At 60.9% G+C, this 22,988-nt stretch carries 26 protein-coding genes; 18 read left to right on the top strand and 8 right to left on the bottom strand.

Annotated features, from left to right (window positions below):
- The first annotated feature begins 38 nt into the window (after positions 1–38).
- From FGL65_RS16265 to FGL65_RS16225, 9 genes are all read left to right on the top strand, one after another.
- Positions 39–554, top strand: a complete 516-nt coding sequence (locus FGL65_RS16265) for a hypothetical protein (protein ID WP_147822305.1) — start codon at positions 39–41, stop codon at positions 552–554.
- Between the two features lie 14 nt (positions 555–568).
- Positions 569–1,276, top strand: a complete 708-nt coding sequence (gene purN / locus FGL65_RS16260) for a phosphoribosylglycinamide formyltransferase (RefSeq protein ID WP_147822304.1) — start codon at positions 569–571, stop codon at positions 1,274–1,276.
- Complete coding sequence (locus tag FGL65_RS16255) at positions 1,276–2,772, top strand: glycosyltransferase family 39 protein (protein ID WP_147822303.1); 1,497 nt, start codon at positions 1,276–1,278, stop codon at positions 2,770–2,772. The genes purN and FGL65_RS16255 overlap by 1 nt, the downstream gene beginning before the upstream one ends.
- A gap of 31 nt (positions 2,773–2,803) precedes the next feature.
- Positions 2,804–3,745, top strand: a complete 942-nt coding sequence (locus tag FGL65_RS16250) for a glycosyltransferase family 2 protein (RefSeq protein WP_147822302.1) — start codon at positions 2,804–2,806, stop codon at positions 3,743–3,745.
- Between the two features lie 246 nt (positions 3,746–3,991).
- Complete coding sequence (locus FGL65_RS16245; protein WP_147822301.1) at positions 3,992–5,158, top strand: glycosyltransferase family 2 protein; 1,167 nt, start codon at positions 3,992–3,994, stop codon at positions 5,156–5,158.
- A gap of 21 nt (positions 5,159–5,179) precedes the next feature.
- On the top strand, positions 5,180–5,578 hold the full coding sequence (locus FGL65_RS16240) for a GtrA family protein (protein ID WP_147822300.1): 399 nt from the start codon (positions 5,180–5,182) through the stop codon (positions 5,576–5,578).
- 81 nt (positions 5,579–5,659) lie between these two features.
- Positions 5,660–5,875: a hypothetical protein gene (locus tag FGL65_RS16235; protein ID WP_147822299.1), complete on the top strand. Its 216-nt coding sequence runs from the start codon at positions 5,660–5,662 to the stop codon at positions 5,873–5,875.
- A gap of 156 nt (positions 5,876–6,031) precedes the next feature.
- The gene (cobM, locus tag FGL65_RS16230; RefSeq protein ID WP_147822298.1) at positions 6,032–6,793 is read left to right on the top strand and encodes a precorrin-4 C(11)-methyltransferase; all 762 of its coding nucleotides are present in this window, start codon (positions 6,032–6,034) and stop codon (positions 6,791–6,793) included.
- 24 nt (positions 6,794–6,817) lie between these two features.
- The gene (locus tag FGL65_RS16225; RefSeq protein WP_147822297.1) at positions 6,818–7,210 is read left to right on the top strand and encodes a secondary thiamine-phosphate synthase enzyme YjbQ; all 393 of its coding nucleotides are present in this window, start codon (positions 6,818–6,820) and stop codon (positions 7,208–7,210) included.
- On the opposite strand, the gene FGL65_RS16220 is transcribed toward FGL65_RS16225, so the two are convergent.
- Positions 7,207–7,986, bottom strand: a complete 780-nt coding sequence (locus FGL65_RS16220; protein WP_147822296.1) for a substrate-binding periplasmic protein — start codon at positions 7,984–7,986, stop codon at positions 7,207–7,209. The genes FGL65_RS16225 and FGL65_RS16220 overlap by 4 nt on opposite strands.
- 241 nt (positions 7,987–8,227) lie before the next feature.
- Between FGL65_RS16220 and FGL65_RS16215 the strand changes: the two genes are divergently transcribed.
- Both FGL65_RS16215 and FGL65_RS16210 read left to right on the top strand, forming a co-directional pair.
- A complete protein-coding gene (locus FGL65_RS16215) occupies positions 8,228–8,539 on the top strand; it encodes a DUF4389 domain-containing protein (protein WP_147822295.1) in 312 nt (103 codons plus the stop codon).
- 9 nt (positions 8,540–8,548) lie between these two features.
- Positions 8,549–8,806: a cysteine-rich small domain-containing protein gene (locus tag FGL65_RS16210; RefSeq protein ID WP_147822294.1), complete on the top strand. Its 258-nt coding sequence runs from the start codon at positions 8,549–8,551 to the stop codon at positions 8,804–8,806.
- Between the two features lie 115 nt (positions 8,807–8,921).
- Here FGL65_RS16210 and FGL65_RS16205 read toward each other — a convergent pair whose 3' ends face one another.
- The 5 genes from FGL65_RS16205 to FGL65_RS16185 form a co-directional block, all read right to left on the bottom strand.
- Positions 8,922–9,347: a hypothetical protein gene (locus FGL65_RS16205; protein WP_147822293.1), complete on the bottom strand. Its 426-nt coding sequence runs from the start codon at positions 9,345–9,347 to the stop codon at positions 8,922–8,924.
- A 120-nt stretch (positions 9,348–9,467) separates the two neighbouring features.
- Positions 9,468–10,691 (bottom strand): HD-GYP domain-containing protein, encoded by a 1,224-nt coding sequence (locus FGL65_RS16200; protein WP_147822292.1) that lies wholly within the window; start codon positions 10,689–10,691, stop codon positions 9,468–9,470.
- A 16-nt stretch (positions 10,692–10,707) separates the two neighbouring features.
- Entirely contained in the window at positions 10,708–11,415 is a 708-nt protein-coding gene (locus tag FGL65_RS16195; RefSeq protein WP_250645520.1) for a flagellar brake protein, read from the bottom strand.
- Between the two features lie 194 nt (positions 11,416–11,609).
- The gene (gene amrA / locus FGL65_RS16190) at positions 11,610–12,161 is read right to left on the bottom strand and encodes an AmmeMemoRadiSam system protein A (RefSeq protein ID WP_147822291.1); all 552 of its coding nucleotides are present in this window, start codon (positions 12,159–12,161) and stop codon (positions 11,610–11,612) included.
- A complete protein-coding gene (locus tag FGL65_RS16185) occupies positions 12,162–13,481 on the bottom strand; it encodes an MFS transporter (protein WP_348981274.1) in 1,320 nt (439 codons plus the stop codon). It abuts the gene before it with no gap.
- Positions 13,482–13,564: 83 nt separating this feature from the next.
- Here FGL65_RS16185 and cbiE point away from each other — a divergent pair, with 83 nt between their 5' ends.
- From cbiE to cbiD, 5 genes are read left to right on the top strand one after another with little or no spacing between them, the layout of a single operon-like run.
- Positions 13,565–14,806 carry a precorrin-6y C5,15-methyltransferase (decarboxylating) subunit CbiE gene (gene cbiE / locus FGL65_RS16180; RefSeq protein WP_250645519.1) on the top strand — a complete coding sequence of 414 codons (1,242 nt, stop codon included), beginning with the start codon at positions 13,565–13,567 and terminating at the stop codon, positions 14,804–14,806.
- A 32-nt stretch (positions 14,807–14,838) separates the two neighbouring features.
- Positions 14,839–15,831 carry an NAD(P)H-dependent glycerol-3-phosphate dehydrogenase gene (locus FGL65_RS16175; RefSeq protein WP_147822289.1) on the top strand — a complete coding sequence of 331 codons (993 nt, stop codon included), beginning with the start codon at positions 14,839–14,841 and terminating at the stop codon, positions 15,829–15,831.
- A 13-nt stretch (positions 15,832–15,844) separates the two neighbouring features.
- A complete protein-coding gene (locus FGL65_RS16170; protein WP_147822288.1) occupies positions 15,845–16,087 on the top strand; it encodes a hypothetical protein in 243 nt (80 codons plus the stop codon).
- 59 nt (positions 16,088–16,146) lie between these two features.
- Complete coding sequence (locus FGL65_RS16165; RefSeq protein WP_147822287.1) at positions 16,147–17,655, top strand: SDR family oxidoreductase; 1,509 nt, start codon at positions 16,147–16,149, stop codon at positions 17,653–17,655.
- Positions 17,655–18,746 (top strand): cobalt-precorrin-5B (C(1))-methyltransferase CbiD, encoded by a 1,092-nt coding sequence (cbiD, locus tag FGL65_RS16160; protein WP_147822286.1) that lies wholly within the window; start codon positions 17,655–17,657, stop codon positions 18,744–18,746. Before FGL65_RS16165 ends, cbiD begins: the two co-directional genes overlap by 1 nt.
- An 11-nt stretch (positions 18,747–18,757) precedes the next feature.
- Here the strand turns inward: cbiD and FGL65_RS16155 are convergent, their stop codons facing one another.
- Together FGL65_RS16155 and FGL65_RS16150 are read right to left on the bottom strand one after the other, a co-directional pair.
- Positions 18,758–19,210, bottom strand: coding sequence for an Sbal_3080 family lipoprotein (locus FGL65_RS16155; protein WP_147822285.1), 453 nt, complete (start codon positions 19,208–19,210; stop codon positions 18,758–18,760).
- A gap of 175 nt (positions 19,211–19,385) precedes the next feature.
- Positions 19,386–19,880 carry a rubrerythrin family protein gene (locus FGL65_RS16150; RefSeq protein ID WP_147822284.1) on the bottom strand — a complete coding sequence of 165 codons (495 nt, stop codon included), beginning with the start codon at positions 19,878–19,880 and terminating at the stop codon, positions 19,386–19,388.
- A gap of 194 nt (positions 19,881–20,074) precedes the next feature.
- Here FGL65_RS16150 and ispG point away from each other — a divergent pair, with 194 nt between their 5' ends.
- Together ispG and FGL65_RS16140 are read left to right on the top strand one after the other, a co-directional pair.
- On the top strand, positions 20,075–21,148 hold the full coding sequence (gene ispG, locus FGL65_RS16145) for a flavodoxin-dependent (E)-4-hydroxy-3-methylbut-2-enyl-diphosphate synthase (protein WP_147822283.1): 1,074 nt from the start codon (positions 20,075–20,077) through the stop codon (positions 21,146–21,148).
- Positions 21,148–22,881, top strand: coding sequence for a proline--tRNA ligase (locus FGL65_RS16140; protein ID WP_147822282.1), 1,734 nt, complete (start codon positions 21,148–21,150; stop codon positions 22,879–22,881). Before ispG ends, FGL65_RS16140 begins: the two co-directional genes overlap by 1 nt.
- Positions 22,882–22,988 lie beyond the last annotated feature (107 nt).

Genomic DNA, 22,988 nt, shown 5'->3' with positions numbered 1-22,988 from the left:
GTTTGACGTTTATTTTTATGTCTTTGTAACGCCTTGATATGAAAGCATTTCGATTCATAGCGCCGCTTTTGCTGCTGGCCCTGTGCGCCTGCATGCCCGCCACCCTGGGCGATATCGTCTTTTTCGAGGGACAGCCTGCCGTCGCGCAGGACTGGATGGGCGATTACGACTATGTGCCCAAGAAGGGCGAGTCGTTCGAGGCGGGGCATCTGCCGCTGCTGGCCATTGACGCCACCAACGGCATGAACGCCTTGCTCCGGGTGGACGAGGAGTCCTACGGCGGCCTGTTTCTTTCTTCGCGGATACCGGGCAGCGAGCTTTACGTGCTGGCGTTTCCAGAGTTCCTGATTCGGAGCGGCTCCAGCGTCGAAACCTTTGAGCGAGTCTTCTTCATCGCCCGCAAGATAGAGTCCACGCTTTATGTCTGGGACGTGCTGGCCGAATCCCTTGGCCCGGCCCCCTGGCATGTGGACAAGGTCAGGAAGTTCCTGCAAAACAATCCCGATACGTTCGATATCAACAAGCCGGGACTGGTGTTCCGGAAAAAGGCCTGATCCAAGGAGTCGTCATGGCGCTGCCCATTGCTGTTCTGCTTTCCGGCGGAGGATCCAACCTCCAGTCCATTATCGACAAGATAGAGGAGGGCGTGCTGGACGCCGAGATCCGTCTGGTGCTTTCCAACAAGGCCAGCGCCTTTGGCATCGAGCGCGCCAAGAAGCACGGCATTCCCTATGCGGTGCTTTCCCACAAGGACTACCGCAGCCGCGAGGAATACGACCGCGCCATGGTCAAGGCCATCAACGAGCACGGCGTCAGCGCACCGGAGGGTGCGGTGCTCATGGCCGGTTTCATGCGCATGGTCACCAGCGAACTGCTTTCCGCATTTCCCCACCGGGTCGTCAACATCCACCCGGCCCTGCTGCCCAGTTTCCCGGGCGTGCACGGCCAGGGCGACGCCGCTGACTACGGCGTGAAGATTTCCGGGGCCACCGTGCATTTCGTGGACGAGGAAATGGACCACGGTCCTGTCATCATCCAGGCAGCCGTGCCCTGCAACGCAGGCGAGGACGGCGGGCACCTCGGCCCGCGCATCCTCAAGCTGGAGCATCGCATTTATCCCCAGGCCATCCAGTGGCTGGCCCAGGACCGCCTGTCAATCGAAGGACGCCATGTGCATCTCAAGGTGGCCGGCCTCCCCCTGGCTCCGGCCCCGCGGGCCGACGTGGAGCCCTCGGCCAATGCTCTTGTCTGGCCGCCCCTGGAGGAAGGGTTTTAATGAAATTCTCCCGCAGATGGCTTCTCCTTGCGGCAGTCTTCGCGTTCAGCATTGTGGTTCGCGTGGTGACCGCTGAGTATGTCGAGAACGGCGGAGACTGTGTCGGACTGTGGCTTGACGCCCGTTTGCTGACGGAAGGCATGGGCCTCCCCCAGTGGACCCATCATAACATGCGCTGGGCGACAGTCATGCCTGTGTGGGGCATGATGAAGCTTCTCGGAACGCATCCCGCGCTCTATTATGTGATTCCCATTTTGTTTGCTTCTGTGTCGGCCGTGCTGATCTGCCTGGTGGGTGAACGCCTGCACAGCCTGAAGGCCGGCTTGGCTGCGGCGGTTCTGTTTGTCCTTTATCCCCAGATGACCCAGACGGGGAGCCAGATATGGCCGTCGGTTTTCGAGATGGCCTATCTGCTGACCTGTTTTCTGCTCCTGCTCATGTGGATCGATTCACGATCCCGCTCCCTGTTGCTGCTGGCGGCAGCGGCCTTTTTTTTCGGTTGGGGAGCCCGTGTCACAGCAGTGTATTTCCTGCCGGGGCTTCTCTTGCTGATCTGGTTGCCCACCCGTGATTTCAAGGCCCTTTTGCTCTTCTGCTGCAGCATAGGAGTCTTGTGTCTCGGCGAACTGGCCTGGTTCTGGTGGGATACCGGAAATCCTTTGGGACGAATCGGCTTACTCACAGGTTCTCATGTCAGCAAAGACGAATTGTTGATTTCTGGGAAGGACTACCTGTTTCATTTCGTCAGACTGACAAAGCTCAAGGGGCTGCTCGGCAGCGTGGTCGTGAACCTTGTGGCCTGTTTTGCCTTGCTGCGCATGAAGGACATGCGTGTCAGAGCATTGGCCGTCTTGTATATTGCCCATCTTGTTTTGGAGATCTGGATGGTATCCAGCCTGTCTCCCCTTAAGATCGCCCAACCGATCGGTTCGCGGTACAATTGTGTCGTGGTGCCTTTCGGGATGCTTGCGTTGTCATTGTGGCTGTGCGTTGCCGCCAAGCGTAGGCCAGTGCTTGCCAAAGGTTTGTTTGTGGTTGTTCTGTCAGCCTTTGTTGCTTTTTCCGTAAAGAAGATTCCTTCACGAAACAGCTTGTTGCAGACTGCCGAGGACTACAGGGTTCTTCAAGCGGCCTTTGCTGGCGGGGAACCGGTTTTCATGCATTACCAGCCTTGGGAGCCGAATTGGGTTGAAACGGCGGTAGTTGAGCTCGTCGGTGGAAAGATTCGGCGCAAGGAGTTGTCCGACTTTGAAGCGAGACGGGTGATGTTGAAGAACAGCAATAGAATAACTAGTCTGTTTATGGATGATCTGGAACGCGCCCAGAGGGTTCGGGAGGCAGCTCCTGTGGCGATGAGCCGATATTTTACCGCGTATGACAATACGGATCCGGAAGCGGCCAATGAGCCAGGGCAAGGGGTTGTGATTGACTTCGGCCGCAAGGAGTTCAAGGCATTGAAAGTGGCATTTCCCCTGGAAGCGTCTCATGCAGGTTGAACCCGGCAAACAGTAATCGGAATTATGTGAAATGCAGGCAGAACAGAAAATAGCCGTGGTCATTCCATGTTACAACGAGGCGGCGGCCATCGCCAAGGTGGTCGATGATTTTCGCACTCAACTGGTCGGCGCGGACATATACGTCTTCGACAACAACTCCAGCGACGACACTGCGGAAATAGCCCGGAAGGCCGGGGCTATCGTTCGCAATGAACCTGTGCCGGGCAAGGGCAATGTGGTCCGTCGCATGTTTGCCGACGTTGAGGCGGATATTTACGTGCTTGTGGACGGTGATGACACATACGACGCGCCCAGTGTCTCAACCATGGTGAACATGCTGTTGGAACAGGGGTTGGACATGGTGGTGGGTGTGCGCGAGGAAGCGGATCCGAAGGGAGATGCCTATCGCGCCGGTCATTCCTGGGGCAACAAGGCGTTCAACAGGATTTTCGCGGCCTGTTTCGGCAATCAGTTCACGGACATCTTTTCCGGATTCCGTGTCTTTTCACGGCGTTTCGTCAAATCGTTTCCGGCCCTGTCTTCCGGTTTCGAAATCGAGACCGAGATGAGCATCCATGCCGTGAAGCTCCTGTTGCCCACTGCGGAATATAAGACCACATACTATGCGCGGCCGGAGGGTTCCTACAGCAAGCTCAACACCTATCAGGACGGCCTGCGTATTCTGTGGACCATATTCAAGCTGTTCAAGGAAGTGTATCCTTTTCGTTTTTTCTGCTCCATAGCGGCATTGTTTGCCGCCGTTTCTCTGGGATTGGGATTGCCGATTGTCGGCACCTGGATCGCTACCGGCCTTGTGCCACGTTTTCCCACAGCCATTTTGGCCATGGGAATCATGTTGCTCAGCGCCATCAGTTTGACCTGTGGCCTGATCCTCGACAGTGTCGCCCGCAATCACCTTGAGAACAAACGGTTGAAGTATCTGACTCTGCCCGCCCCCAGGGGCAGGGTGTAACCGTTTCTCCGGGGATGATGCGGAATTCGATTTTGTCATGACGCCGTGGTGGGAGTGGGGGTGGCGAGGTTCGGTTTGCGCTGCCTGCTATGCGTGTTTTGGGGAATGGGGCTATTGGGGGGATGTACCCGGTGCGGTGAAAACGTTTTTGGTTGATGTTGGGAAAAAGCGTTGCCGGGTGTTCCTATTCGTATCGAAATACAGTCTATCCCTGGCCGGGATGGTTAATACTCAAGTGGTATATTCATGACAGATTTCTCTCCGGAATTTACTTTTCTGATGCCCTGCCTCAACGAGGCGGAAACGTTGGGAACCTGTATCAAGAAGTGCATGCAGTCCATTGAACGGCTGGGACTGGAAGCCGAGGTGGTCATTGCGGACAACGGCAGCACGGACGGGTCGCAGGACATAGCCGAAAGCCTGGGCGCCAGAGTGGTACCGGTTCCTCTGAAGGGCTACGGCAGCGCTCTCATGGGTGGCATTCGCGAAGCCCGAGGAACCTATGTGCTTATGGCCGACGCGGATGACAGCTACGATTGGGGCGCTGTGGACTCTTTTGTCGAGCAACTGCGGGCCGGGCACGATTTGGTTATGGGCTGCCGACTGCCCAAGGGTGGGGGGACCATCGTCCCGGGTGCAATGCCTGTTTTACACCGCTGGCTGGGCAACCCGGTGTTGACATGGCTCGGCAAACTCTTTTTCAGGGCGCCTGTCAATGACTTCCATTGCGGGTTGCGTGGCTTTTCCCGAGAGAAGATTCTTTCTCTTGATCTGCGTATGCCGGGTATGGAATTCGCTACCGAGATGGTGGCCAAAGCGTGTCTGAACAAGCTTTCCATATGCGAGGTCCCCATAACCCTGCATCCCGACGGAAGGAACAGAGCGCCGCATCTTCGTACCTGGAGGGACGGTTGGCGGCACCTCCGTTTCATGCTGCTGTATTCCCCCATGTGGCTTTTCATGATTCCGGGCCTGGCCCTGGGGGGGCTCGGCCTTCTCGTTGCGCTTTTCGTCCTGCTCGAGGGCATGTGGGGAGACGGCTCCGCGTTCCATGTGAATACCATGCTGGTCGGTTTGCTTGGAGGCTTTCTCGGTTTCCAGAGTCTCGCGCTGGGCGTCTTTACCAAGGTTTTCGCCATTACCGAAGGGCTGCTGCCTTCGAGCCCTTCCTTTGAGAAATGGATCAGGTTGGCGCGTCTGGAGGTTGGGCTGGTAATCAGTCTCGTGTTCAGCGTGCTGGGACTGTGGATGATCGGCAGCGCATTCGCGGAGTGGGCGGCCCTGGATTTTGGCTCCCTTTCACCGGCTGTTGCAGGATTTCGCGTTATTCCCGGTGTGGGCTTGGTTGTTCTGGGCGTTCAGATCATGCTTAACAGTTTTTTCCTCAGCGTCCTCGGTCTGCGCAGAGGGTAGGGCGAGGCAGGCGTTATCGGCATGTGGGTACTGACTGCACATCCCTTCTGGCGATACTGTATTGTTGGTGGTGTGGGCTTTTGCGTGGATTGGCTTATACTTCAGGCCGAAGTCCGATTCCTGGGTCTTGATCCGGTTCTTGGGCGATTCGTTTCCTGTTTCTTGGCCCTGCTTGTTACCTGGCTTTTGCACCGCTGGTTTACCTTTGCCGCAATCGGACGTCCCAATTTTCTTGAATTGTGCCGCTATCTTCTGAGCAACGGTTTGGGCGCGCTGGTCAACGTGGGCATCTATTCCGGCATGGTCATGACCATGCCTTCCCTGGGGTTGACCATTCCCTTGGTGGTCGCCTCCATCATAGCCCTGGCCGTCAACTACTGCGGAGCCGCTTTTTTTGTCTTTACCTCCCGGAAGCGCTGAATCCGTTCCCCGCTCGCTTCTTGCCCGCCCCCTGCCGAGTGCTTATTTTATTATGTGGACCAGGCAACACGGGAGGCGTCCATGGTTGACTGCAGTCATTGCGACGGTTGTGGCATCCGGGAAAAGTATGAGTACCCCGACACGGTGTACGTGGATCCGGTCTGCGGCAAGAAGCTGGACCCCCGGCACCATGACGTGCGTTGCCTCAAGGTGGACGGGCGGGAGTACTGGTTCTGCGGGACCAAGTGCATGACCCGTTTCATCGAGCAGCACAAGGGGGACAATACCTGCTCCTGAGGCGGTTTGCCCGGATTCGTAGTGAAGTCGCGCCGCAACGGCGCCGTGCTGGCTTGCGGCCTGCCACCTTCGGGTGGCTTTTTGTTTTGCGGCGGAAAAATATCTTTGAAATCGGCATCGATCCGCAATAGGCTGCCTGGCATCAAGGAGAAAAAGGTGACGCAGGTATATTTCATTGGCGCCGGACCGGGCGATCCCGAGCTGGTCACGGTCAAGGGCAGACGCCTTATCGGCGAGGCCGACCTGGTGCTCTATGCCGGGTCCCTGGTGCCGCCGGAAGTGGTGGCCTGCGCCCGGCAGGGCGCGCAGGTGGTGAACTCGGCACCCATGTCCCTGGAGGAGACCCATGCGCTCATTGCCGAAACCGTGCGCCAGGGCGGCATGGTGGCCCGGGTGCACACTGGCGACCCGGCCCTGTACGGCGCGGTGCGCGAGCAGGCCGAGCTGCTGGATGGCGAGAACATCTCCTGGGAGATCGTTCCCGGGGTCACCGCCGGATTTGCCGCCGCTGCGGCGTCGCGCCGTTCCTTTACCGTGCCCGAGGTGACCCAGACCCTGATCTTTTCCCGGCTGGAGGGACGCACTCCGGTGCCCGAGCGCGAGCACCTGCGCGAGCTGGCCCGCAGCCGCTCCAGCATGTGCGTCTACCTTTCCGCAGGGGATCCCCAGGGCGTGCAGCAGGCCCTGCTGGAGGGCGGCATGCCCGCCGAAACCTTGGTGGTGGAGGCCTTCCGGGTGGGCTGGCCCGACCAGAAAATCGTTGAAACCACCCTGGACAGGTTGGCGGCGACGGCCCGTGAGAACGGCTTCACCCGCCAGACCGTGTTCCTGGTGCTGCCGGGGCAGGGCGAGCACGACATGGGCACGGCCAGGTCATTGCTCTATGACGAATCGTTTCGGCACATGTATCGGAAATAGCGGAATCGTGGTACGGAGGATCCCATGGAAACTGTGCAGATAACCACACATGAACGCGAGGAGATGGTGGACATCACCGCCGAGATCCGCAAGATGCTGCGTAAGTGGGGCTGGAGCGACGGCGCGGTGCTGCTTTACTGCCCGCACACCACCGGGGCCGTGACCATCAACGAAGGGGCCGATCCCGACGTGGTGCGCGATGTCCTGGTGAACATGCGCAAGCTGGTGCCTCATCGCGGCGACTATCACCACGCCGAGGGCAATTCGGACGCGCACATCAAGTCCTCCATGTTCGGCTGCGAACAGATGGTCATCGTGGAGGGCGGCGAACTCCAGCTCGGCACCTGGCAGAAGATCTATTTCTGCGAATTCGACGGCCCGCGTTCCCGCAAACTGTGGGTCAAGTGGCTGGGCTAGGGATCCAGTCCTTCCCGTTCCAGATATTTGTCGACAAGCCTTTCGACCACCCCCTCCCCAATCAATGAGCGAAGGGTCCGGTTGAATTCCTCAAGACGGTCCGCATGCCTGGAATGTCTGGAGAGCACCAGGTAGACGGGTCTTTCCAGTTCATAGTGGTAGTCGGCCTTGTCTATCCGATTCGACAGTTTTGCCTGCATCAGCGTCCAGTCTCCGGCGACCTCGGTTTCCACATATGTGTCGATGTGTCCGTCCAGCAGTTTTCTGGGATTCTGCAATTCGGCCATGACCGGTTGCTTGTCCAAGGCCTTGTCCGCGTCGAATTGGGGAAAATAAAGTACGTTCTTGATCGTGCCGACGCGAAGGAGGCCCAGGTCGCCATAGGTGGCTATCCGATGCTCCTTTCCCTTGGGGACATAGAAGACAACGCGGCTTCGCGTGCGGTACGGCGGGCTCAGAAAGTGGAGGAATCGTTCCCTGGCAGGGGTCTTGAAGACATTGGAGAGCATGTCGGCGTCCCCTGTTTCAAGCATGTACATGGCCCGGTGCCAGGGCATCCTTTCCACGACGAGGGGGAGTTTCATGCGCTCGGCAATCAGTTGAATCAGTTCAATGTCGATGCCGCCGAAGCTTCCGTCTTCGAGAGCCATGCGCCAGGGCGGGTAGTCCGGGCATGCAACGACAAGGGGAGGCTGGGCTTGAACGGGAAAGTGCGCGGCCGCCAACCACGCCATGGTTGCGGCAAGGAGACAGACCGTTTTGTATAGAAATCTCATGGCGAACCTCTTCTGCCCCAGGGGCGAACCTCCCCTGTGTGGGCGCAAAGAATGCAATTATTCGGGGGGCGTCGTCAACAGGGATGCCATACGGTTTGCGGATCGAATGTATCCGCCTCCGTCTCCGAAGTGCGCTCATGCAATGGAGACATGAATTCATGAATCCGTGGACTTGGCCGCCGGATGTGGAGTACTGTCCCGGCTGCAGGCTTAACACGCTAAAAAAACAAGCGAGGTTGTCATGGCTGTTATCGAAATAGACGTGGAACGCATGGACATTCTCAGGCGTTTCCTGGTTACCATCGTCAGTCTGCTGGTGTTTGAGCTGGTGCGCATCCTGGTCTACGCCACGGTCTTCTTCCAGTTCCTGTACATGCTCATTGCCCGCAGGCACAGCGATCCGCTGCGCAAGTTTTCCAATCGCATGAGCTGCTTTGCCTACAGGCTGTTGCGCTATGCCACGCTGAACGACAACAGCAAGCCGTTTCCCTTCAGCGACTTCCCCAAGGCCGGGGATTGCGACCGGCCCTCCAATACCATCACCTTCGACTAGGGGACCGGCGTGGAAAACAGCTACCGTTTCTTCAGCAACAGGGAGTGCAAGTTCTTTCCCTGCCACAAGACGGACAGGCCCGAGGACTTCAACTGCCTCTTCTGCTACTGCCCGCTCTATTTTTTCGAGGAGTGCGGCGGGAATTACCGCCGGACGGATGCGGGCGTGAAGGATTGCACACTGTGCCTCATTCCCCACGCGCCCAAGGGGTACGATTACATTCTCAAGAAAATCCGCGAGCGCCTGGCCGACGAGAAAAAGGCATAAAGCTCCCGCGGTTGTTCAGATGGGACGAAATACGAAGTCTCCAAGCCCGGAGCGTATCAGTGATACCTGTGGAGTTGGAGGCTTTGCCGCGATTGTCCCCTTATGGGCAATCGAATCAGGCGAAGTGCTTGGACAGGTAGTCCTCGATCTCGTTGACCAGCCGTTCCTTTTCCCGGGCGGCCGCATTGATGGTGTACTGGTCCGTGAGGTCCCCGTCCTGGAAGCGGTGCAGGGCCACAAAGGCGCTCTTGATCCGGGCCAGGTCCTGGTGCTTGCGCTTGCGGGTGAAGCAGTAGGCCATGACCTTGAGGGCGCTCTTGATCTGCTGCTTGTCGCAGGGCAGTTCCATGATGTCGATCAGGCTGTCCTTGTTGTCCTCCACCATGGGCAGGTACCGGACAGCAATACCGCGCGAAGCCTCGATGGTCCGCTCGCTGACGCGCAGGACCTTGTGTTTTTTCTGGAGCTTGCCCACGATGGCCCGCACCACGAGCAACACGCCCAGCAGCCCCCCCAGGGCAACCCACATGTCGAAATCCATACCGTCACGCCCTCCGGAAAACGGTCTTGAAACTGAGAAACATTCCAATGCAGTATGACGCGCCGTGCCGTTTGTGTCGAGTATATTTTCTTGAATATGTAACGGTTAATGCAGGTTCGGTCAAAAATTGAAAGGCGAATTGTCCACCTTGGAGTGGAAATACGGCTTGAGATTGATCTTGTATTGCCCCGGGTCCGCGCATTCCAGGATGCGCAGGTCGCTGCCGTTGTTGGGCACGGCCAGGTCCACGAGCCGAGCCGGGATGGGGGAGAGATCCTCGTCCAGGATGACCTTGATCTTGGGCAGCAGCGGCTGCTGGGGATTGCTTTCGAAGACCACGCCGAAATTGCCCGAGCTGAGCTTGACCAGGCTGCCCGCCGGAAAGATGCCCAGGCACTTGATGAAGAGCTGGACCTCGCGTGCGTCGAAATCCTGGTCGCGCATGCCGTACATGATGGCCAGCGCCTTGTTGGGCAGGATGGCCTGCTTGTAGGAGCGGTCGCTGGTCAGGGCGTCGTAGACGTCGGCCAGGCTCAGGATGCGGCCGAACACGCAGGTGTCCTGCTTCCTGAGGCCGTGCGGGTAGCCGCTGCCGTTGTATTTTTCATGGTGCTCAGCCACGGCCTGCATGACCTCCACCGGAATCCCCGGGGATTTTTCCAGGATCTTGAGCCCCAGGATGGGATGCTTTTTGATCTGGTCGAACTCATTGGGGGTCAGCCGCCCGCGCTTGTTGATGATCCGGTTGGGGATGGCGGTCTTGCCCAGGTCGTGCATCATGCCCGCAACGCCCAGCACCTCCAGGTCCTTGCGCGGCATGCCCAGGAATTCCCCGAAGACCACGGCGATGGCCGCCACGTTGATGCTGTGGGAGTAGGTGTAGGAGTCGTACTTGGAGAGCTTGGACAGGCAGACGATGGTGTCCGCGTTCTGGATGGCGGACTCGATGACGCCCTCCAGGGCTTCGGCCGAGGCCTGGTAGTCCACTTGGCGGCCCATCTTCACGTCCGTGATGATGCGCTTGGTCTGGTCCAGGGCCTGGGAATAGGCCTTGCGGGCCTGGTCGATGACCTTGTCGAAGGACTTCTTGGGCTTGCGCCTCGGGGCATGGTCCTGCGCGAGGATCAGCTTTTCCAGACGCTCCTCGTCGGAAACGGGGGAGTCGGCCTCCAGGTTGACGAAGGCATGCAGAAAGCCCTCGCGCCTGATGCGCTCGATCTGCGCCTCGTTTTCTATGGGCCCTGGCTTGGTGTAGAGGTAGGGCAGGTACTGCCAAACGTCAGCGTTGAGCTGCACCACCTCCATGCCCGGCTTGAGGTCGTCCACCGAGATTTTCTTGATCATCCCTCACCCTGGGCGGCTATTTGCTGAGCCGCTCTATCTTGTCCACGTATTGCGCGATCTGTTCCTGTTCTTCCTTGTTGATGTCCAGGAACATGCAGCCGAAATGGATGTTCCCCTTTTCCTTGGTGATGTTCTTGACCACCACCGGCAGCTTCACCGTGCCGGCGCCTCCGAGCTGCATGGTCACCATCATGTCCTCCCCGGCCTCCATGGTGTTGAGCGGGTCGCGGGCGGTGACGGAAACCGCCACCTTGCATCCGGTTTCGCTCACGTTGAGCACCAGGCAGTCGTACCCGGCGCCTTCCATGGTGAATATGATCGCGTCGATGTTGCAGCTGGTGCGCGAAGCCTTTCGCAGGTCCAGCTTCTCCAGGGAGTCCGGATAGGTGAAGAACAGCAGGGGCGCGGGCCTGGTGATGTGATTGAGTATGTTGGAGCGGAAACCGTAGACCGTGCCTTCGTGCAGGTACTTGATGACGATCTCGCCCTTGTAGGTCAGGGCGTCGCGAACGGCCTTGGGCAGGCGCAGGCTGGCCACGATGTACTCGTAGGCGTCGTAGCCCACGATCCTTCCCCGGTAGCCGGTCTGGGCGTCGGGGAACATGACCACGAGATCGCTGCCCAGGGCGACCTCCAGGTTCACTCCGGCTATCTTGGCGATCTTGTTTTCCGTTGCCGGCGGTGCGGCTCCGGATGTCTTGTTCTTGGCGGTTTCGGTCTGCACAGTCGCTCCCGCTGGTTGGGGGGGCGCCGCGTTACCCGATGCGGCGCACAGCCAGTTTTCTTTGTGATCCTTTGCGAGAGATTCCCTTCACGGGCCGTGGGCACGAAGGAGAGAGAACCGATATAACTGTAACGAATATCAACCTATTGCAAAATGATTTTCTTTCCTGTCTGGGGTGATTTCACGAAAAAGCCTTAGAACACGACCGCTTCGAACCAGAAAATCGTGGTCCCGGCCTTGTTCCAGGAATCCTCGGCCAATCCGGCCTTGCGGCAGGTCTGCCTGAGGAAGGTTTCCCGGTCCCAGCCCCATTCCACGGGCACCTGCGGCAGCAGCAGGCCGGACTGCCCGCCCCGGGCGATGATGAGCCCGTGCCTGCCCACCTTGATTTCCCCGGGATGATGGCATTCGCTGATGGGGCCGAGGATGGAGATTTCGATGTCCACCCTGGCGAATTCGTCGGGAGTGAGCTCCGGGAAGCGCGGGTCGTTGAAGGCGGCGGAGCGGGCCATGTTCCAGATGGTCCGGTAGACCGGCCCGTTGCCCTGGACATTGCCGATGCAGCCGCGCAGGTGCCCGTCGATTTTGAGGGTCACGAATGCGCCCAGCTCCTTTTGCAGGGTTTTGGTTTCCGGGGTCGGGGGCTCGGCGTGCTCGCCGTTGAAATAGGACTGGATGGAATCCTTTACCAGGTCCATGAGGGAGTGTTTTTCCTCGTCGTTCAGGGAAAGATGAAAACCGGACATTTACGGGGTCTCCTTGGGAATATTGGTTTTCGTGACGGGCGGCACGGCCAGCATGAGCAGGAATCCCGCCACGAACAGGGCTATGACCGCGGACATGCCCGCTCGCTGGCTGCCCGCCGCCAGGGTCAGCCAGCCAACCAGCAACGGTCCTGCAAAGCTGGTCAGCTTGCCGGACAGGGCGAACAGCCCGAACATCTGGGTGCGCAGCTCGCCGGGGGCTGCATGGGCCAGCCATGTGCGGCTGGAGGCCTGCACCGGGCCCACGAATATACCCAGCAACAGCCCGAAAATCCAGAACAGGACCTTGGAGCGCACCAGCAGGATGGCCGCGCCGGGCAGGATGAGCCCCGCAAGCGACCAGAGAATGACCTTGCGCGGCCCGGCCCTGTCGTCCAGCCAGGCAAAGGCGGCCGCGCCCAGCCCGGCCGTGACGTTCAGCCCGATGCCGAAGATGATGACCTCGCTGGGTCCCATGCCGAAGGTTCCGGCCGCATAGATGCCGCCAAAGGCGAACATGGTGGTCAGGCCGTCGTTGTAGAGCATGCGGGCCAGCAGGAACAGGGCGATGTTGCGGTAATTGCGCACCTGGCGCAGGGAGTCGCGCAGTTGGGCAAGGGCCTCGCGCACGGAGCGGCCCAGGGGGCTTCCCGAGGACGGCGTGTCCGGGGTGCGCAGGAAAAGGGGCAGGCCGAAGAGCAGGTACCAGCCCGCGGAAAGGAGCATGGTGGCTCGCACGTGCAGGGCGTTGTCGTGAGGAATGGGCAGCAGGGCGTTCTTGTCCACGAAGCCGTAGAGGGCCAGCACCAGGCAGAGCAGGCCGCCCGCATAGCCCATGCTCCAGCCCCACCCGGACCAGCGCCCCATGCGTTCGGGGGCGGCCAGGCCGGGCAGCATGGCGTTGTAGAAGATGTTGGCGTATTCCGAGCCGATGGTTCCGATGCAGGCAAAGACCAGGGCGTACCAGATCCAGGATGCGTCCGGACGCACGAACCAGAGCAGGGTGGTGGCCGCGATGCACAGGGCCGTGAAGGCCGCGATCCAGGGCTTGCGGCGGCCGGTGCGGTCGGCGATGGCCCCCATGACAGGCCCCCCCAGGCCGATGAACAGCCCGGCCACACCCATCATGTTGCCCCACAGGGCCGTGCCCGCGGCCTCGTTCCCGGCGACCGAGCGGGTGAAATAGGCGGCGAAGACAAAGGTCTGCACCAGGGTGCAGAACCCGGCGTTGGCCCAATCGTAAAAGGCCCAGGACCACAGCCCCCTGTTCGTCCGCGTGTGTTTCATGTTTTCGAATGTGACTCCTGGGGCCGGGAAAGGCAAGGAAATCCTCTGCCTCCAGCGGCCCGATTTCCTTGTATGAATAGCTCTTTCCCCCAAGGCCGTAACACGTTACAAGGGAACCCATGTCGTTCAAGGAACCCGTCCATATCCTCGGTATGCAGCCCGGCAGTCTGGACATGTCCGGCGAATCCCGGGCCCTGCTCGAAGGCGCTGCACTGGTGGCCGGCGGCCGCCGTCTGCTGGACGCCTGTCCGGCCGAGTGGTGTCCCGCTGCGGACCGGCTGGTCATTGCCTCGCCCATGGATGCGGTGGTGGAGACCCTTGCCTCGGTTGCGCAGGGCGGCAGGCGCGTTGTGGTGCTGGCCGACGGAGATCCCCTTTTCTACGGCATCGGCAATCTCCTGGCGCGGGAACTGGGCCGGGAGAACATCCGAGTGCATCCCTCCCTGAGCACGCTGCAGCTGGCCGCCGCGCGGCTGGGCGTGGCCTGGGAAAGGACCGCGTTCGTTTCCCTGCACGGGCGCAGCGACTACACGCCGCTGTATTCCGCCCTGGTGCGCGCGGACACCATTGCCGTGTTCACTGACCAGGACAACGGCCCGGCCGAGGTTGCCCGGGCCATGCTTCAGCGCGGGGCGGACGGGTTCACCATGACCGTGCTGGAAGACCTGGGCACGGACCGGGAGCAGGTCCGCCAGCTGGGATTGCAGGAAACCTGGGGCATGGAATTCTCGCCCCTGAACATCGTTTTTCTGGAGCGGGAGTACCCGCCCGAACTGACCCTGCACCTGGGTATTCCCGACCATTTCTACCTGCACCAGCGCGGCCTGATCACCAAGCTGCCCGTGCGTGCGGCAGGGCTCTCCCTGCTGGCCGTGGAGCAGGAATCCGTGGTATGGGACCTGGGCGCCGGGTGCGGCTCCGTGGCCATCGAGGCCTCGCATCTGGCCCGGGCGGGCAACGTTTACGCCGTGGAGCGCAACAAGACCCGCGCGGCCATGATCCGCGAGAACCAGCGGCGCACCGGAGCCTGGATGGTGGAGGTGGTGCACGGGGACATGCCCGGCTGCCTCGTTGACCTGCCCGACCCGGACCGCATCTTCATCGGCGGCGGCCTGGGCGGCGAATCCAACCAGGGGAGCTCCCTGATGGAAACGGTCTGCAATCGGCTCAAGCCGCGGGGCCGTCTGGTCATGCACTGCATTCTGCTGGATACCCTGCTCAGCGCGCGCGAGCACCTGGAAAAGGCCGGATGGCAGTTCGGGGTGATCCAGCTTCAGGCCAATTCTTCGGACCGGTTGGCGGGCGATCTTCGTTTCAAGGCCCAGAATCCGGTCTTCATTCTCTGGGCGGAAAAGCCCTAGGAGATCTCAAACACTCAGGAGTGGACGATTCCATGAAAACTGCAGTACTCGGCGCGGGCGCATGGGGCACTGCCCTGGCCGACATGCTGGCCAAGAACGGCCGGAAAACCGTACTCTGGGCCCGCAGTCCCGAACTGATCTCGCAACTGCGCCAGCACCGGGAAAACAGAACCTACCTGCCGGGCATCCCGCTCAGCCCGGATCTCTCCTTCACCAGCGACGCGACCGAGGCCTTCGAGGGCGCGGACGTCTTTCTGGTGGTCATTCCCAGCCAATATCTGCGCTCCTTCCTGGAGACGCACCGGGACCTGTTGCCGCACAAACCCGTGATGGTCTGCGCCAGCAAGGGCATAGAGCTGGGCAGCCTGGCGCCCATGTCCCGGGTGGTGGCCGAGGCCCTGGAGGGCAAGGAACCCCGGTACGCCATGCTTTCGGGCCCGTCCTTTGCGGACGAGGTGGCCCGGGAATGCCCCACCTCCGTGGCCCTGGGCTGCGAGGACCAGGACCTGGGCAAGCAATTGCGGGAGCTGTTTTCCAATTCCTTTTTCCGGGTCTATTCCACCCGGGACTACACGGGCGTGGAGCTGGGCGGGGCGGTCAAGAACGTCATGGCCATTGCCACGGGCATGGCCGACGGCCTGGAGTTCGGCACCAACGCCCGGGCTGCGCTCATCACCCGGGGGCTCGCCGAGATGAGCCGCCTGGGTGCGGCCATGGGCGCGAACGTGAAGACCTTCATGGGACTTTCCGGCATGGGCGACCTGGTGCTGACCTGCACTGGCGATCTTTCCCGCAACCGGCAGGTGGGCCTCAAGCTGGGCCAGGGCCGGAAGCTGGACGACATCGTGGGCGAAACCCAGTCCGTGGCCGAGGGGGTCAAGACCACCCGGTCCCTGTACGACCTTTCGCGCAAGATCGGCGTGGAGCTGCCCATTACCAGCCAGGTCTATAAAATCATTTACGAAGGCAAGAATCCCGAGGATGCTGTCATAGAGCTCATGGGCCGTGAGCTCAAGGAAGAGTAAGGATAATTCGGTTATGAAGAAAATCGCTGTCATGTTGCTGATGCTGGTGTTCCTGGGCGGGTGTTTCTCATCCAAGTGGTCCCACCCCAACATCGCCGATCCAAAGAAAGAGGACGAGGCGTTCGAGGTCCATTCTGCGCAGTGCCGCAAGGAAGTGGACGAGACCTATGCGGATACTCCGGAAAACGAGGAGTATCGCCAGGACGTCTATGAGAAATGCCTCAAGGCCCTGGGATGGGAAGAGGATACGTTCTAGCGGCGGCTGAATGAAGCCCGGAGCTCCCGGGTGAACAAGGCAAGAAGCGAGGGACGGTTATGGCTGAGATCGGACGGGTTCTGGTCCTGGGGGCCACCGGTTACGTGGGCGGCAGGCTCGTGCCGCTGCTGCTGGAGCGCGGCTATCAGGTTCGCGCGGTTGCGCGATCCGAAGAAAAGATCCGCGCCCGTCCCTGGGGGAATCATCCCGATCTCGAGCCGATGGCCGCCGATGTGCTCGACGCCCCTGCCCTGAACCGAGCTGTTCAGGGCTGCGACGTGGCCTACTATCTGGTTCATTCCATGACCAAGGGGCTGGGCGATTTTTCGGACCTGGACCGCAGGGGTGCCTGCAACATGGTGGAGGCCGCCAACGCGGCCGGGCTGAAGCGCATCATCTATCTCAGCGGCCTGGGCGAGGACCTGGAGGACGTGCCCCTGAGCAAGCATCTCCGGTCCCGGGCCGAGGTGGGGCGCATCCTGGCCCTGGGCTGCGCCCAGTGCACCACCCTGCGTGCGGCCATGATCCTCGGTTCGGGCAGCGCCTCCTTCGAGATCCTTCGCTACCTGTGCGAACGCCTTCCCATGATGCTTACGCCCCGCTGGGTGAACACCCGGGCTCAACCCATCTCCATCCGCAACGTGCTGCATTATCTGCTCGGCTGCCTGGAGAACGGGGAGACCGCAGGGCAGACCCTGGATATCGGCGGGCCGGACGTGCTCACCTATGCCGAGCTTTTCCGGCTCTACGCGGAAGAGGCCAAGATCAGAAAACCTCTGCTCATCCCTGTGCCGTTCCTGTCGCCGCGCCTGTCCTCCTACTGGGTCAACCTGACCACGCCCGTGCCCATGGGGCTGGTGCGCCCCCTGGTCGAGGGTCTGCGCAACGAGGTCATCTGCCGCGACAACCGCATCCGGGAAATGATCCCGCAGGAACTCGTTCCCTGCCGCGTCGCCATTCGCCGCGCCCTGCAAAATACCGAGCGCATGGCCATTGATTCCCACTGCTTTGACGTGGGGGATGCCTGCATTCCGGAATGGGCGGCCCATGAGGACGCCCCCTATGCGGGCGGCGCGAAAAAGGAGATAGCCTTTGCGGCCCGCCTGCAGGGCGATATCGCCGACGTCTGGAAGGTCATCGAGCGCATCGGCGGCGAGCAGGGCTGGTACTACGGCGACCCGCTCTGGCGGCTTCGCGGCTGGCTGGACAGCCTGCTGGCCGGGCCTGGGCTCAAGCGCGGCCGTCGCGACCCGGACAAAACCCGTGTGGGCGACGCCCTGGACTTTTGGCGCGTGGTGGATGTGCAGGAGGAGCGCCGTCTGCTGCTGCGGGCCGAGATGCGTCTGCCCGGTGAGGCCCTGCTGGAATTTCGCCTGACCCCGCACTGGGAGAACGTTATAGAGATGAAGATGACCGCAAGTTTCCTGCCCCGTGGGCTGTTCGGACTGGCCTACTGGTACGGCCTGTATCCCCTGCACATGGTCATGTTCGGCAACATGATCGAGAATATCACCCGGGCAGCGGGCATGCATCTCTATGAAGCCCCCAAACAGGTGAACGCCGACTGATGCCTTCTTCCGACAAGAAACTCCGTACCGGATACACCACCGGCACCTGCGCCTCGGCCGCGGCCAAGGCCGGGATCCGCTTTCTGCTCACAGGCAAGCGCGCGGCGGCCGTGGATACGCCCCTGCCCGACGGCAACCGGCTGGCCGTGCCCATCGAGCGCCTGGATTCCGAGGGGCCGCTGGCGCGCGTCACGGTCATCAAGGACGGCGGCGACGACCCGGACGCCACCCATGGGGCCGAGATTCAGGCCGTGGTGGGGCTGCACGACATGGCCGAACCTCTTTCCGTACTCGTCGAGGGTGGCCGTGGGGTTGGGCGGGTGACCCTGCCGGGCCTGCCCGTGCCCGTGGGCGAGGCGGCCATCAATCCCGCACCGCGCGCGCAGATCGAGAGGGCCGTGCTTGAAGGGGCCGAAGGGCTGGAAGCGGGCGTGGTCTCCGTGCTGGTGGAGGTTCCCGAGGGCGAGGCCCTGGCCCACAGGACCATGAATTTGCGGCTGGGCATTGTGGGAGGCATTTCCATTCTGGGCACCCACGGCATCGTCAAACCCTATTCCCACGACTCCTGGAAGGCCTCCATTGCCGAGGCCCTGGACGTGGCCCGGGCCCAGGGGCTCGACCATGTTGTCTTCACCACGGGCAGGCGCAGCGAGAAGTTTTATCTCGAGCAATTTCCGGAGACGCCGAAGCTGGCCATGGTGCAGGCGGCGGATTTTTTCGAGTTTTCCATGCGCTCGGCTGCGGAAAAGGGATTCGGGAGCGTTTCCTGGGCCCTGTTTTTCGGCAAGCTGGTCAAGCACGCCCAGGGGCTTGCCTACACCCACGCCAAGACCCATCCCGTGGACTTCGGCCTGCTGGCCGGGCTATGCGCCGAGGCCGGAGCGGCCTCCGATTTGCTGCCCTCCATCGAAAAGGCCAACACGGCCCGGCAGGTGCTGGAGATGTTCAAGGGCGGCGAAATCCTTCCGCCGCTGCTGTCCCTGCTCAAGAAAAAGGCCTGCGCAGCCGCCAGGGGCTTTGCAGGCCGTGAGATCGACGTGAGGTATGTGGTCTTCGATTTCGACGCCAGTGAGCTGACGTCTCGCAACTGACCGCCGTACGTCTATTTTTCCGACGTGTAATAATGGCTTGCCTTGTCGTAGAGCATGTCCATCATCTTGTGGATTCTCTTTTCACCCTTTTCGAATTTGTTCTTGTCCCACTGGCCGACAATGAGTTTTTCCTGTCCCACCTGTTTGCCGTTGTGGAAGGCGGTGATTTCGGCGTTGGAAAGGAAGATGGCCAGGTCCCAGGACCAGCGGCCGAAGTAGGTCAGGGCCCATTCATGATCGGACGGGTTGGCGGATGAGGGAAGAACTTCGTAGCGGACGCCTTCCTTCTTGCACCAGCTCTCCAGCGCTTCGAGAAAACCGATTTTCGTGGTGTCGCTCTTGATGATGTAAAGTTTTTGGGCGTCCTCGATGCCTGCGGCCGGCTTGTGAACCACATCCATTTTTCCGCATGCGGGAAGCAGCAGGAAGAAGCAGGCCAGGATGAAAAGCAGTCGTAATCTCATTCTTGAATCCCCATTTTGATGAAAAAGTATACTATTCCCCATACATATTTTTAATAGTGACGGGATATATCCGATATGCCGGGCAAAGAAAAGGCCTGCGCAGCCGCCAGGGGCTTTGCAGGCCGTGAGTGTGAGTGTGTCGTCTTCGCTTTCGGTGCGAGTGAACCGGAGGAGGCTAGTCTACCTTGAAGTAGGCTTTGGGAGCGGCACCGCAGATGGGACAGTTCCCGGTGGGCTCGTTTTCATGGATGTGGCCGCAGACACTACAGATATAGTAATCCACGTCTTCCAGCTTATCCATCTGGCTCAGGGCCTTGGAATAGTACTCCGCGTGCACTTCCTCGGCCTTGTTGGCAAACCCGAAATAGCGTTCGGCCGCACGTTCGCCCTCGGCCTTGGCGTCCTCGATCATCTCCGGATACATGGATTCGAATTCGTAGGTTTCGCCGTCGATGGCCGCCTGGAGGTTCTCCGCCGTGGAGCCGATGCCCTTCATGAGGCGCAGGTGGGCGTGGGCGTGTATGGTTTCCGCCTCGGCGGCGGCGCGGAACAGCTTGGCCACCTGGGGCAGGCCCTCTGTATCCGCTTTGGCGGCAAAGGCGAGGTATTTGCGGTTGGCCTGGGATTCCCCGGCAAAGGCGTCTTTCAGGTTGGTCAGGGTCTTGGACATATGTTTCTCCTTTGTGAGTTGATTTCGTTGAAGTAGTAATAATTACTATTTCTAACTTAAGTCAACCTGAAAATGAAGTTTTTTCAACTTTTCCTGAAACCGCCATCCCGGCTCGGGAAACAGGGAGAGAACCTTGTCTGGATGCGTTGGGACGCTTGGCATTCGGGGGCGAATACAGTAACGTCCCATTTCTTATGGACCGGAGAAAAACACGAACCATCAGTGTCGGCGGCGTGGGCATCGGCGGGGACAATCCCGTGCGCGTGCAGTCCATGTGCAATACCGACACCCGCGACGTTGCCGCCACCGTCTCCCAGATCAACCAGCTGGCCGAGGCCGGGTGCGAGATCGTGCGTCTGGCCGTGCCCGACCAGAAGGCGGCGGACGCCTTGGCCGGGATACGCAGGCAGTCGCCCGTGCCCCTGGTGGCGGATATTCATTTCGACCACCGGCTGGCCCTGGCCGCCGTGGATGCGGGCATGGACGGTCTGCGCATCAACCCCGGCAACATCGGGGGCGAGGACAAGGTGGATGCCGTGGTGCAGGCCGCCAAGTCCGTGGGTGCGCCCATCCGCATCGGCGTCAACGGCGGGTCCCTGGAAAGGGAACTGCTCAGGAAGTACGGCGGCCCCACGCCCGAGGCCATGGTGGAAAGCGCCATGGGCCATATCGCCATGCTCGAGAAGCGGGGCTTTCACGATACCAAAGTATCCCTGAAGTCGTCCTCGGTGCTGACCTGCATCGCGGCCTACGAACTGCTGGCGAAAAAGGTGGACTACCCGCTGCACATCGGCGTGACCGAGGCCGGGACCCTGGTGCGCGGCGCGGTCAAGTCGTCCGTGGGGCTGGGCATCCTGCTCTGGCAGGGCATCGGCGACACCCTGCGCGTGAGCCTGACCCACGACCCGGTGGCCGAGATCGGCGTGGCCTGGGAAATCCTGCGGTCCCTCGGCCTGCGCGAGCGTGGTCCCGAGATCATCTCCTGCCCCACCTGCGGGCGCACCGAGATCGATCTCATCGGCCTGGCGCAGCAGGTGGAGGACGCCCTGCGCGGCGTGGAGGATGTTTTCACCGTGGCCGTCATGGGCTGCGTGGTCAATGGCCCGGGCGAGGCGCGCGAAGCCGATATAGGCATTGCGGGCGGACGTGGCCTGGGCATCATATTCAGAAAGGGCGAGGTCGTCCGAAAGGTGAAGGGCGACGAGAACCTGCTGCCCGAATTCATGAAGGAAATAGATATTTTTCTGGAAGAAAGGAGAAATCGATAATGAAATTGTCCCGTTACTATATTCCCACCCTCAAGGAAGATCCGGCCGAAGCCGAGGTCGTCTCCCACAAGCTGCTCATGCGCGCGGGCATGATCCGCAAGCTCACCAGCGGCATCTACAACTACCTGCCGCTGGGCCTGCGCTCGCTGAACAAGGTGGCCGACATCGTCCGCGAGGAAATGGACAACGCAGGGGCCATGGAAGTGCTTATGCCTTCCGTGCAGCCCGCGGACCTCTGGCAGGAAACCGGGCGCTGGGACTATTACGGCAAGGAGCTGCTGCGCTTCAACGACCGCCACGGCCGCGACTACTGTCTCGGACCCACGCACGAAGAGGTTATCACCGATCTGGTGCGCGGCGAGGTTCGTTCCTACAAGCAGCTGCCCGTCAATCTCTACCAGGTGCAGACCAAGTTCCGCGACGAGATCCGCCCCCGCTTCGGGCTCATGCGCGGCCGTGAATTCATCATGAAGGACGCCTATTCCTTCGACAAGGACGAGGCCGGTGCAGAGGAGTCCTACTGGAACATGTTCGAGGCCTACAAGAAGGCCTTCACCCGCCTTGGGCTGCGCTTCAAGCCGGTTCAGGCCGATTCCGGGGCCATTGGCGGCGATTTCTCCCACGAGTTCATGGTGCTGGCCGACACCGGCGAGGACACCATTGCCTCCTGCAAGGCCTGCGACTTTGCGGCCAACCTGGAAAAGGCCCGCATCAACAAGCCCGAAGGCGGCTGCGCCGAGGCCGAGTGCCCGGCGCTGGAAGAGATCGCCACCCCGGGCAAGCACACCGTGGAGGAGGTCTGCGAATTCCTGGGCGTGGATCCGTCCGCGCTGGTCAAGACCTTGCTGTTCGTGGTGGACGGCGAGCCCGTTGCCGCACTGGTGCGTGGCGACCGCGAGCTGAACGACGCCAAGCTGCGCAACCTCATCGGCGGCGACGAGATCGACATGGCCGACGAGGCCCTGGTCAGGGAGCTCACCGGCGCGCCGGTCGGTTTTGCCGGGCCTCAGAGCCTCAAGAAGGGCGTGCGCATCGTGGCCGACAACGAGCTGTGCCTGGGCACGGACTGGATCGCGGGCGGTAACAAGGCCGATACCCACGTGATGCATCTCTCCCTGGGCCGCGACTGCGAAATCGAGCAGTACGCCGACCTGCGCGTCATCACCGAGTCCGATCCCTGCCCCGAGTGCAATGGCGAGATCGAATTCACCAAGGGTATCGAAGTGGGCCACGTGTTCAAGCTGGGCCTCAAGTATTCCGAAAAGATGAACGCCACCTTCCTGGACGAGAACGGCAAGGAGCAGTTCATGGTCATGGGCTGCTACGGCATCGGCATTTCGCGCATCGTGGCCTCGGCCATCGAGCAGAACCACGACGAGAACGGGGCCATTTTCCCGCCCTCCATCGCGCCCTTCGAGGCCTGCCTCATCTCCTTGGGCGGCAAGGACGAGGCCGTGAACGAGAAGGCCGAGGACCTTTACGCCCAGCTGAAATCCATGGGCATCGACGTCTGCTACGACGACCGCAAGGAACGTCCGGGCGTCAAGTTCGCGGATGCGGACCTCATCGGTTATCCCATGCAGCTCGTTCTGGGCGGCAAGGGGCTCCAGAACGGCATTATCGAAGCCAAGGACCGCAAGACCGGCGAGCGCATCGAGCTGCCGCTGGACAATTTCGCCGAGGCCTTCACCCAGTGGCGCGATTCCATCTGGCAGGCCTGGGGTCTGAAGTAAGAATGTAAGCGACTGGGGGAGAGCCCCTTTGAAAAGGGTTCCTCCCCCAGGCCCCACCCCCCTAAACTTTTTAGCGGCTTTACGCTGCGCGTAAAGCGAGAGGGGTA

The sequence above is a fragment of the Salidesulfovibrio onnuriiensis genome, assembly GCF_008001235.1.
GTDB classification, from domain to species: Bacteria; Desulfobacterota; Desulfovibrionia; order Desulfovibrionales; family Desulfovibrionaceae; genus Pseudodesulfovibrio; species Pseudodesulfovibrio onnuriiensis.
The sequence above is the reverse complement of the archived record's forward strand: the minus strand, read 5'-3'. Positions and strand labels throughout refer to the sequence as shown.